Source organism: Thermoleptolyngbya sp. M55_K2018_002 (assembly GCF_015295965.1).
GTDB classification, from domain to species: domain Bacteria; phylum Cyanobacteriota; class Cyanobacteriia; order Elainellales; family Elainellaceae; genus Thermoleptolyngbya; species Thermoleptolyngbya sichuanensis.
On record NZ_DVEA01000020.1, the window covers coordinates 1 to 10,464 of the forward strand.

At 56.8% G+C, this 10,464-nt stretch carries 9 protein-coding genes; 7 read left to right on the top strand and 2 right to left on the bottom strand.

All coding sequences use genetic code 11. From position 1 onward, the window contains the following. The first annotated feature begins 385 nt into the window (after positions 1-385). Complete coding sequence (locus IGS51_RS00790; protein WP_297074903.1) at positions 386-2,035, top strand: HEAT repeat domain-containing protein; 1,650 nt, start codon at positions 386-388, stop codon at positions 2,033-2,035. A gap of 64 nt (positions 2,036-2,099) precedes the next feature. Here the strand turns inward: IGS51_RS00790 and moaA are convergent, their stop codons facing one another. Then, positions 2,100-3,083 (bottom strand): GTP 3',8-cyclase MoaA, encoded by a 984-nt coding sequence (gene moaA, locus IGS51_RS00795; RefSeq protein ID WP_297074904.1) that lies wholly within the window; start codon positions 3,081-3,083, stop codon positions 2,100-2,102. A gap of 796 nt (positions 3,084-3,879) precedes the next feature. Between moaA and IGS51_RS00800 the strand changes: the two genes are divergently transcribed. From IGS51_RS00800 to IGS51_RS00825, 6 genes are all read left to right on the top strand, one after another. Continuing rightward, positions 3,880-5,571 carry a low-complexity tail membrane protein gene (locus IGS51_RS00800; protein WP_297074906.1) on the top strand — a complete coding sequence of 564 codons (1,692 nt, stop codon included), beginning with the start codon at positions 3,880-3,882 and terminating at the stop codon, positions 5,569-5,571. Positions 5,572-5,880: 309 nt separating this feature from the next. After that, the gene (locus tag IGS51_RS00805; RefSeq protein WP_297074907.1) at positions 5,881-6,138 is read left to right on the top strand and encodes a hypothetical protein; all 258 of its coding nucleotides are present in this window, start codon (positions 5,881-5,883) and stop codon (positions 6,136-6,138) included. A gap of 434 nt (positions 6,139-6,572) precedes the next feature. Next, on the top strand, positions 6,573-7,334 hold the full coding sequence (locus IGS51_RS00810; RefSeq protein ID WP_205370266.1) for a MinD/ParA family protein: 762 nt from the start codon (positions 6,573-6,575) through the stop codon (positions 7,332-7,334). Positions 7,335-7,522: 188 nt separating this feature from the next. After that, positions 7,523-8,557 carry a glutaminase A gene (gene glsA / locus IGS51_RS00815; RefSeq protein ID WP_297074912.1) on the top strand — a complete coding sequence of 345 codons (1,035 nt, stop codon included), beginning with the start codon at positions 7,523-7,525 and terminating at the stop codon, positions 8,555-8,557. Positions 8,558-8,763: 206 nt separating this feature from the next. Further along, a complete protein-coding gene (locus tag IGS51_RS00820) occupies positions 8,764-9,555 on the top strand; it encodes a YdcF family protein (protein WP_297074913.1) in 792 nt (263 codons plus the stop codon). Positions 9,556-9,661: 106 nt separating this feature from the next. Next, positions 9,662-9,952 (top strand): hypothetical protein, encoded by a 291-nt coding sequence (locus tag IGS51_RS00825; protein ID WP_297074914.1) that lies wholly within the window; start codon positions 9,662-9,664, stop codon positions 9,950-9,952. Here the strand turns inward: IGS51_RS00825 and IGS51_RS00830 are convergent. Beyond that, complete coding sequence (locus IGS51_RS00830) at positions 9,945-10,169, bottom strand: ferredoxin-thioredoxin reductase variable chain (protein WP_068510603.1); 225 nt, start codon at positions 10,167-10,169, stop codon at positions 9,945-9,947. The two genes, IGS51_RS00825 and IGS51_RS00830, sit on opposite strands and share 8 nt — an antisense overlap. Between the last annotated feature and the right edge of the window lie 295 nt (positions 10,170-10,464).

Sequence of the window (10,464 nt, forward strand, 5' to 3'; positions counted from 1 at the left end):
GGGAGAAGGGGAGCCAGACATAGGTTTGAAGTCCCTCTCCCGCTCTGGGAGAGGGCTTAAAGCCTTCGGCATACCAGAAAAGGGTGAGGGCTGAAATTGCTGCGTGAAGTATATTAGTGCCCATCTTAGGGAGAAATCCGCGGTAGCGTAAATTCACTCTAAAATCCTGACTACTATAAGACTCACGCATGTAAGACTCACGCAGTTGGACGAATTCTCGCAGGCGCAGTCCGCGAGAATTCGTCCAAAACCCAGAACACTTATCGCGAGCGCGTAAGTCCTGTACTAGATGAAATGAGTCGATGAAATGGGTGTTCGATGGGCATTCATAACCTAGAGTTGCTGAGGTGAAAACGGGCGTGATGGTATTCTTCGCTGGGCTACGGTGCCTCAGTCTGCAATCTTGACCTGGAGTTTCATGCGCTGCTCTGCGGTTCTGCTGCTGACTGTGATTTCTTCTGTGGGACTCGCCGCCGATTTGCGAGGGGTTTCCGCTGGCTTGCCTTGGGGTTCCGTTGCGGCAGCCCGCTCTGGTGTGGAAAAGGCGCAGGCTGACCAAGCGATTCGCGAAGCGATCCCTGTGGGAATCGCTCCTGCATTTTCCCTTGCCCAATCCAGCCAACCTGCCGACCCATCCAGCATTCCTTCGCCCTCGCCGCCAGAGCTACTGGGCTTGGGCAGCCGGGGTGCGGCAGTGCAGGAGTTGCAAACCACGCTCAATCGGCTGGGCTATTACTACGGCGCAATCAATGGCGAGTTTGGCAAAGAAACGCAGACCGCGCTGCTAACCTTTCAAAAAGAATCGGGGCTGGTGGCGACGGGCGAACTAGACGACCCCACCCGCGCCAGACTGCGGCAGTCCCGAGTGGAACTGTTGGGTGATGAAGCGCCGCTGTTTGGCGGGACAGACGTGCCTGCTGATGGAATAGCCTCAGATGAGGCGGGAGATGAGTCGGGTGTGGAACCGTCAGAGTTGCCAGTGGGTGAGTCTGGCGAAGTTGCTGAAGCGCCGCCAAATGAGCCAGCAGAATCGGAGCCAGAGACGGGCGAATCCGCAGACTGGATTGGCTGGGCAGGACTGCTGGTGGGGCTGGCGATCGCCATTGGGGTCATCTACAGCCAGTTGCGCCAGAGTCGGCTGGGGACGCTGGAAACAGACGGCGGGCCTGCGCTCGACGGGGCCGGCGGCTCAGGGGTAGGCGTGCTGTTGGAGCCGCCGCTCAATCCGGGCTGGTCGCGGGCAGCGGCAGAGTCGTCCGCCCCAAGCAACCTCGCCACAGGTCATGCCGCTATAGGTCATGCCGCCCCAGGTCATACCGCCATAGGGAATGGCGATGCACCGCCACAGGCTCCACCTGCGACTTCTGAGGTCGGGACCCGCGTGACCCGCGCTGAACCCGCCCCACAGCCTGATCCAAAGCCCAATATGCTGTGGGAAACGGTGGGCCCGATCGCGGCGACCAGTTCCTCCCAGGCGTTGATTCCTACGCCAGCGCGATCGCCCCAGTCTGTGGATTCCCTAGCCCACGCCGCACCCGACTCAAATCCTGAAACCTCCCTGGAAACCGTCCTCACAGAAACCACCCGGCTCCAGCGCATCAGTATTGTGGATAAGCTGCTGGAGGAACTGCACAGCCCCGACCCGGCGACTCGCCGCAAGGCCATTTGGGAACTGGGTCAGGCGGGCGATTCGCGGGCAGTGCAGCCGCTGGTCGATCTGCTGGTAGATGCCGATTCGCAGCAGTGCAGCCTGATTTTGGCAACGCTGTCGGAGATTGCCCTGCGGACGCTCAAGCCGATGAAGCAAGCCCTGCTCACCTCCCTGCGCGACAGCAATGCCGATGTTCGCAAAAACGCGATTCGAGACGTGACGCGCATGTATGACGTGGTAATGCAGATGAGCGACCTGCTCAGCCATGCCGCGAACGACCCCGACCCAGAGGTGCAGGCGACGGCGCGTTGGGCGATCGCCCAGTTGTCGCGGGGGCGATCGCGCCCCGACTTGAACGGTAGCGCAGGCACTCAAGCAGACTAGACGGGCTTTCAAATTCACGGGTATCGAGAAGATTCGAGAAGATTCACGCCCGAAGTCCCAGCGCCTAGCCCCCAATCTCCGACATCACCCGATTCATCGGCACGTCCTGATCTGCCAGCCCGTGGCCCCACGGCTTCCACCAGATGCTTTCTTCAATCAGCGCCTTCAGGTCATCTACGCCGGCCCCCCGGCGCAGTGGGGTCAGCAAGTCCAGTTCTTTTTCCCGCAGCAGGCAGAGCCGCAGCCGCCCGTCTGCTGTCAGCCGCGCCCGATTGCAGCCTGCACAAAACGGCTTCGTCACGGAGCTAATAAACCCCAGCGTGCCTAGCGCTCCGGGCAGTTGATAGAGCCGTGCCTCGCCATCCAGTTCTCCCTGGTTCAGCAGGTCTGGCGGTTGCAGGTGTTGCCCAATCACGCCCAGCAACTCGTCCTCGCTGACCGTGTTTTGCTGCTGAAAATCCGACACTTCCCCAAAAGGCATCATCTCGATAAACCGCACCTGCCAGGGAAATTCGTAGGTCAGCCGCGCCAGGTCTACCACGTCCTGCTGATCGTTAAAGCCGCGCACCACGACGGCATTCAGCTTCACCCGCAGCCCCGCATCGGCCGCCGCCTGCATTCCGCGCCATACGTCGTCTAGCTTGCCCCAGCGCGTAATCTGCTGAAATTTCCCTGGATCGAGCGTGTCAATGCTGATGTTCACGCGGCGCAGCCCAGCCGCAGCCAGGGGCGCAGCCAGTTGCCCCAGCAGCACGCCGTTGGTGGTCATGGCGACCTCTGGCGCATCGGGTAGGTCAGCGATAAAGCGGACGATTTCGACGATATTTTCTCGCAGGGTGGGTTCGCCGCCCGTCAGCCGAAACTTGTTGAAGCCCAGCAGCTTGGCAAAAATCGGCAGCAGTTGATATAGCTCTGCGTCTTGCAGGAGTTCTGCCCGTGGGCGAAACGTCATATTGACGGGCATACAGTAAACGCAGCGCAGATTGCACCGATCGGTGAGGGAGATGCGGAGGTAGTTGATGTTGCGACCAAAGCGATCCAGCGTCATCCAAAATCCTGAAAAATTAATCCTGCTGGGACTCCCCTTGATGAAGCTCCTGCGTACACAGGTTTCGATTTTTTGCGTCACGCTCCGAGAGATCCCCCTAAATCCCCCTTAAGAAGGGGGACTTTCGATCCAGTTTTCTCTGTTGCGAAAGATCCCCCTGAATCCCCCTTAAGAAGGGGGACTTCCGATCCAGTTCTCCCTGCGGTAGGTCACGCCTCACCCCTTGAACAAGAGGGGATCAGTTCCCCCCTTGTTCAAGGGGGGCAGGGGGGATTAAAGCATCGTCATTTAAGGAGGGAAGGACGGAGCAGTTCTCCCCTTGTTCAAGGGGGGGTAGGGGGGATCAAAGCATCGCCGCGCAAGCCTAGAAGACTTGTGTGTACACAGTAGCCTTGATTAAGGGGATTAAGGGGGCGAGAGGGGATCGGGGTTGAAATCCACTAGTGCGAAAGTCCTGCCCCAACAATTCTTACCCCAACAATGTTGCTCAATATCGAGCAATATTGAGCAATATCGAGCCTCGCTTTCTAAGCTTATTGACCATGTTAAGGGATGTAAGCGGGATGTTGGGGATTAGAAAAGTCTGGGGTGATCCTCTACATCTACAGCGGGGTCGGCGCTGCGGCGGATGGTGAGATGGCGCAACCAGTTCTCTAGGGAACGTTGTGCTGTGGAAAAAGCGCGATCGCACGCGGGTTGGATTAGGATCACAAAAGTAGGTCAAAAAACGTAGCCCCAGGCTCTAATTTTTGCTGTAACGCTCGCTGCTATCGCGGCGGATACTCCGGTAAGCCCTATGCGATCTTTCTGGTCTGATCCTTATCTCTGGGTTCATCTTGCAGGTCTGGCGGCAGTGCCCCTGCTGGCGGAGGTGTGCTTGGTGGGATTGGCGGTGGGCGATCCGTGGCTGCCCGTGTGGCTGGAGGTGTTGCTAGTGGGGGCGGTGGGCATTGCGCCTGTGCTTTGGATGCAGTGGAAGCGACCGTTTTGTATTTTTAGCCTGACCCCGCTGGCGCTGCGCCCCGATGCGCTGTCGGACGATCGGCGACGGATGCTGCATTTGTTTAAGGGAACCGAAGTGCAGGCGTTGGCGGGGTCGGCAGCGATCGCCCTGTTTCTCTTGCTCTGGCAACTGTTTCGCTTTGCGCCCGTGGCGACGGAAGCCGCCGCAACCCTGCCCCAAAACCGGGCGCTGGGCTTGCTCATTGCAGCCATCGCGTTTTTGCTGTGCAACCTGTTTGTGCAAGTGCCGCTGAGCGTGATTCGGGCGCTGCTGTCGAGCGATGCGGCGATCGCCCAGTTTGCGCCCTATACGCCGGACGAAGTGGCGAAATCCTTCACGATTCCTGGCTTTCGGGTCAAGCAAATTGTGCCCGATTTGGTCGCCGCTGCGCCCCGCGTTCCGCCTGCAATCAAGCGCGATTCGCGAAGCAATCCCTACGGGAATCGCCCCCAGCCGCCCTCCGCTGCACCGTTGGTGGTTGACGAAGCGCTGAACGAGTCGCCCTGGGACGAATCTGAGCCTTCAGAATCGCAGCCTCTTGCGCCGGAACTGACCCCAGACTCTGGCACGCCTGACCTTGCAACCCCGGAACCTGCAACCCCGGAACCTGCAACCCCAGAGGTTTCGACTCCAGAACCGCCGCTGGAAACTTCCACCACCCTGCCTGAGCCGTTTTCTGAAGCGTTCCAAGTAGAGAACTCGCCTGAGAGAGAGGACTCGCCTGCGAGCTTCCAGCCCACAAGTGTCGGTTCGGAAGCCATTTCAGACGCACAAGCTTCGTCCGCACCCCTGTCAGATGCCGCAGCCGTGGTTTCAGAGCCGATCGTTTCAGAAGTGCGGGTTTCCGCAGAGCCGCCAGACGGGGCCGCAGCGCCTTCAGACGCAGACGAGGGCATGGCAGAGATAAACGCGATGGCGGGGGCGATTGCCCAGGCAGCAGACCTGATTGCCCAGGCTCCCGAACCCCCCCCAGCAGAAGCCACGATTCTGGACACCGAAACTCTCAACCCTGGCCTGGATCTTGGAGACGATTTTGGGGGCGGTGTTGCTGCTGGGCTAGACGCTCTGGATTCCCTAGACGCGCCGGATTCCACCCCAGAACTCCTAGAACTCCCAGAACTCCTAGAACTTATTGATGCCAGCGCGACAGAATTAACCCCAGAATTGACCCGCGACTCCGCAGAACCCCAAACCCTGGAAATTGTCGATGCCAGCGCTCTGTTGGCAAATCAGTCGATAGAGAAAACAGAGGAAACCACCGAGGGGGCGATCGCCCATGAGCAAAATTCCCTGGAGGAACCCTCAGACCCCCTCTCCGCAGACACACCCAGCTTGGACGTAGAAGCGCTGGTTGCAGAGGCGCTGGAAGCGGTAGATGCCGAGCTATTGCGTGAGCTACCCGATCCGCTGACCGATGTCAGCCTGACCGACGATGCAGCGTCCGAATTTGAGTCGCCAGAGCGCCCGCCCGCCGAGAACCCGTAAAGAAGCCGCAGGCTGCTGCAAGATTTGAGTAAAGACTTAAAATTTGGGCGGGTCGAGGCTTGATCCGGCACAGCGACCGTGCTTCAAAGCACAACTCGCCCCAAAGAGTACGCTATGGTGAGAAAAGGAACAGGTTTAATCCTGAATCCTTGTGCTGCTCTTGTATGCGTGCATTGCGGTTACCTAGCTTTCTCTCTTTAGCTTTGTATCTTTGATTTGTGTCTTTGAGATTAAGTCTCTTGACGGTTCGCTGTGTTCTGCTCGGTTGATTGATTGCTGATCTAACGTTTGAGGCATTACTGAGATCCTATGACCAGCTCATCCACACCTTCCAACTCGCTGCCAAATCCCTCAGTCTCAAATGACGAAACCATTTGGGAAAGCCTAAAGCAGGCGATCGCCTCTAGCTCTGGTTTCCAGCGCTGGCAGCTTGAGCGCAGCGGCGAACAGTCGGCGGCTGAATTCGCAGCGGGCGATCCGCCAGTCGCAGGCGAACTCAGCACCTTACCCCTAGATCAGCGCGTTCGTCGCTACCTACGAGAAACGCTAGAAACGCTTGCCTATTGACTTTCTGAGTGAACCTCTAGAGTTTATCTAGGGCTTATCTAGAGCTTATCTAGAGCGATGTAAACCCTAAAAAGCGCCAAATACCAGACATGGTAATTGGCGCTTATCGCTATTTATAGCGGTAGTTTATGGTTAAGGTCTTTATTAAGCTGACCTCATTTGAACTTGTATTGATCGTGCCAGGAATCTTGGGCAATCCCCGTGTTTGTTAATCATTTCTTTGGAATTTGTGTCCTGTTGTACTGAATAGTAACGAACTCGGTCAATAGCAGTGGAAAAACGGTAAAACGGACTGATATCTTTAGCCAGATACTAGCTAGATTAAGGAAAAAATCTGCAATTAAAGCAAAATTAAAGCAAATTTGTATTGAAAGGCACACCTTGTTTGACTGCACTTTTATCTACTGAAAGTCGTATGCTTTCACAAGCCTCCAATGCCTAAAGTCGTCTCGATCCACTCCTATCGGGGTGGCACTGGCAAATCTAACTTCACGGCAAACCTGGCAGCCGCGCTGGCGATGCAGGGAAACCGGGTGGGCGTGGTAGATACCGACGTACCCTCTCCGGGCATTCACAACATCTTCAGCCTGGAACCCGATGCCATGACCAAGACGCTTAACAGCTATCTCTGGGGAGAAGCGCCGATTGAGGAAGCCGCCTACGACGTGAGCGCCAATGCAGGGCTATCTGGCGACGGAAAGGTGCTGCTGGTGCCCTCCAGCGTCAAAGCAGACGACATTGCCCGCATCCTCAAGGAAGGCTACGACGTAAAGCTGCTCAACGACGGTTTCCGCAGCCTGGTCAAAAACCTCCAGCTTGACTACCTGTTTATCGATACGCATCCGGGGCTATCGAAGGAAACCTTTTTGTCGATCGCCATTTCCCATGTGCTGATCTTGCTGCTGCGCCCCGACAAACAAGACTATCAGGGAACGGCCGTGGCGGTGGACGTGGCCCGACAGTTGCGCGTCCGCAAGATGCTGCTGGCCATCAACAAGGTCCATAGCCGCCTCAACTTTGAAGCGCTGAAGCAGAAGATCGAAGAAACCTACGATGCTCCGGTGGCGGGCATCTTTCCGCTGTCTGAAGATGTGGTGCAGCTTGCTAGCGAGGGCGTGTTTTGCATGAAGTTTCCAGAGCATCCGGTGAGCCAAGAGTTTCAGCGATTGGCACAGCAGATCCAGGATACGGATTAGCGCGTAGATTCTGGGTTGCGGTCAATCCGCAAATCCTGCCGCAAATCCTATCAACGTTGCGGATGTCGGACGAATCGTTTCTATATTCCTCATGTTCAATTAAGAACTGCTCCTTGTGCCAAGATTCGTCCCCAGGTTTGTTTGAGGTCACTGTTTGAGGCAACTATGTTGAGGCTGTTGAGGCAACTATGGTGGATATCGGAGACTTGAAATCGCTCGCAAACTCGATTCAGGCTGTGGCATCGCCGTTTCGGGCCTATCTGAGCGATTTGCACGCAAAATACAAGCCTCTCAACACCGGAAAGGTTGCAGACTATATTCCAGAACTGACCCAGGCTAGACCGGAGTGGTTTGGTATCTGTGTCGTCACAACGGACGGGCGCGTGTTTGATGTGGGCGACTGCGACCAGGTGTTTACGATTCAGTCTATCTCCAAGGCGTTTGTCTATGGTCTGGCGCTGGAAGATCACGGCCGGGAGTATGTCAACAGCAAGGTAAGCGTGGAGCCGACGGGTGAGGCGTTTAATGCCATTGTGCTGGACGAAAAGACGAATCGCCCCTATAACCCGATGGTGAATGCGGGGGCGATCGCCACCACTGACCTGATCAAGGGAGATAGCGCCACCGATCGGCTCAAGCGCATTCTGGATATGTTCCTGCGCTACACCGGACGCAAAGAAATCGACATCAACGTGCCCGTGTTTCTGTCTGAAAAAGCAACCGGACACCGAAATCGAGCGATTTCCTACCTGATGCTGAACTTTGGCATGGTGACCGATCGCATTGATGAAACGCTCGATTTGTATTTTCAGCAGTGTTCCATCTTGGTCAGCGCCCGCGACCTGGCAATGATGTCGGCTACGCTGGCCAATGGCGGCGTAAACCCAATCACGGGCGATCGCGCGATCGATGAGCATTATGTGCAGGACGTGATCAGCGTCATGCTGACCTGCGGCATGTACGACTATTCCGGCGAGTGGGCCTATCGTGTGGGGATGCCTGCCAAGAGTGGGGTCGGCGGCGGCATCACTGCGGTCGTGCCCGGAAAGCTGGGCATTGGCACTTTCTCTCCCCTGCTCGACGAAAAGGGCAACAGCGTCCGGGGTATCAAAGCCTGCGAAGACCTGTCCCACGATTTTGGGCTGCATTTATTCAACGTCGCCAAGGCAGAGCGCGATCTCTACGACTGGATCGAGAGCCGCGACGTGCCAGACGGCTGGTAATTCCTGGCGGCTAGCTGGTCATTGAGGGTTAGCTATTTAGAGGGTTAGGTATTTAGACAGAGCGTGACTTGAGCAGCCAGGACAGGAGCGAGGGCATTAGAGTAGTGGGTGATGGCGTATGGTGTGGTGAAGTGATGGCGTGATGGAGCCATCCAGCAATCTCCAACTCCCTCGTTTCGCCTCCGTGTCCCAATCCCAAACCGCTCATGTTCCTCTTTCTTTCCAAGCTCCTGCCGCTGTTCATTTACCCAGTCGGGCTGGCGTGTGTGCTGATGCTGGTGGCCCTGGCAACGCTGTGGAAGCGGCCGCGGCTGGCCGCAGTGTCTCTGGTGCTGGCGCTGGCCAGCCTGCTCTTGGGTAGCAATCTGCGGCTGTCCAACGCGCTGACACAATCCCTGGAGTGGCAGCATATTCCCGAAGGAGAGTTGCCGCGGGCTGGGGCGATCGTGGTGCTGGGTGGCAGCCTGAAGCCGCATATTCCGCCGCGCCCGTCGATTGATGTGATGGAGCCGGGCGATCGCGTCTTGTATGGAGCCGAGCTATATCGCCAGGGCAAAGCGCCGCTGGTGATTATGAGCGGCGGGCGAATTTACTGGAAAGGGGGCGGCCCGCCCGAATCGAGCGACATGGCAAAGCTGGCGCAGGATTTGGGCGTTCCCTCCTACGCCATTCTGGAAGACCAGACCTCGCTCAACACCTACGAAAACGCGGTAAACGTAAAAAAGATTCTGGACGAACGGGGCATTCAGCAAATCTTGCTGGTCACGTCTGCGATGCACATGCCGCGATCGCTCAAAATTTTCCAAAAGCTGGGCATTGACGCAATTCCTGCACCCACCGACTTCTTTGTTAGCAATCAGGAACTCGAAGAAGTCGATAACTCCTGGCAGGCCATGATTCTCAATGTCATGCCCGATGCCGACCGTCTCCAGCAAACCACCCGCGCCCTCAAGGAATATATTGGGCTGCTGGTCTACCGACTGCGGGGGTGGCTGTAGGGAGTGGACAAAAAAATAAATAACGAAAAACGAAGAACGAAAAACGGAATCTCTTCGCTCTTCTCTCTTTCCTCACTCCCCCTCTCTCACCCTCCTCCTGTCTGCCATGCCGGAACCCATCTTCTACCGCCGCATTCTGCCGCCGCCCGAAACCGAGGCGCAGGAAATCCTGCAAAGCCACTACGCAGCCTACGAGTTCTATCGTGAGGTGCGCTATCGCGAGGCCTTTGAGCAGTATTGCCAGTGGTACGCCGAAACAGCCGCCGAAAATCAGCGGGATCTTGCCCAGATGCAGCGGGAGCTAAATTTCTTTGGATGGATGAACCGACGGTCGGACAAGCCCAACCTCCCTGAGCCTGACCCAGAGGCTTCTAACTCAGGCTCGGATGCTAGCTGATGATTTCTAGCTCCGTTTCGCGCAGATGGGCTTTGAATTTTTTGGTGAACTGAACCAGGACTGGGAAATTGGCGCTGATGGCTTTGCCCTGCCAGGTATTTGCCAGTCCGACAACCTCACCTTCCTGCCCTTTGAGGTCAAAGGGTTCGTTGCGATGTTCGGGATGGTGGTAAACAATGACTGATTCAGTCACCCGGACGCGATCGCCAGCCTTCATAGTGTTCCAAGGGTTCCAAAGAGTGTCTTATACAAAATAGGCTGACTTGTAACAAGCCAGCAATTTCTGAGAGGTGCTTAGCAAAACAGCATCTCTCATCATCTCACAGGATGATCCTTCAGCCTAAGGCTGGGGGTTGATGGAATCCATTGGGTCGCGGGTCGCAGGCTGATTGACCGGGGCGCTGGGCCAGAGGCGCGGCGTTTGGCGAGTGTGCATCTGCCGCCAGATTTGCACGCCTGCGGCTCCCAGCGTCAGCAGCAGCAGATAGCAGACGCAGGCCGCCCAGAAGAGC

What these genes read in the sequence shown, in the direction of transcription:
- IGS51_RS00805 (WP_297074907.1), top strand. Translation starts at nt 5,881, where the DNA reads ATGACCAGCTCATCCACACCTTCCAACTCGCTGCCAAATCCCTCAGTC.
- IGS51_RS00830 (WP_068510603.1), bottom strand. Translation starts at nt 10,169, where the DNA reads ATGAAGGCTGGCGATCGCGTCCGGGTGACTGAATCAGTCATTGTTTAC.
- moaA (WP_297074904.1), bottom strand. Translation starts at nt 3,083, where the DNA reads ATGACGCTGGATCGCTTTGGTCGCAACATCAACTACCTCCGCATCTCC.
- IGS51_RS00820 (WP_297074913.1), top strand. Translation starts at nt 8,764, where the DNA reads ATGTTCCTCTTTCTTTCCAAGCTCCTGCCGCTGTTCATTTACCCAGTC.
- IGS51_RS00800 (WP_297074906.1), top strand. Translation starts at nt 3,880, where the DNA reads ATGCGATCTTTCTGGTCTGATCCTTATCTCTGGGTTCATCTTGCAGGT.
- IGS51_RS00825 (WP_297074914.1), top strand. Translation starts at nt 9,662, where the DNA reads ATGCCGGAACCCATCTTCTACCGCCGCATTCTGCCGCCGCCCGAAACC.
- glsA (WP_297074912.1), top strand. Translation starts at nt 7,523, where the DNA reads ATGGTGGATATCGGAGACTTGAAATCGCTCGCAAACTCGATTCAGGCT.
- IGS51_RS00810 (WP_205370266.1), top strand. Translation starts at nt 6,573, where the DNA reads ATGCCTAAAGTCGTCTCGATCCACTCCTATCGGGGTGGCACTGGCAAA.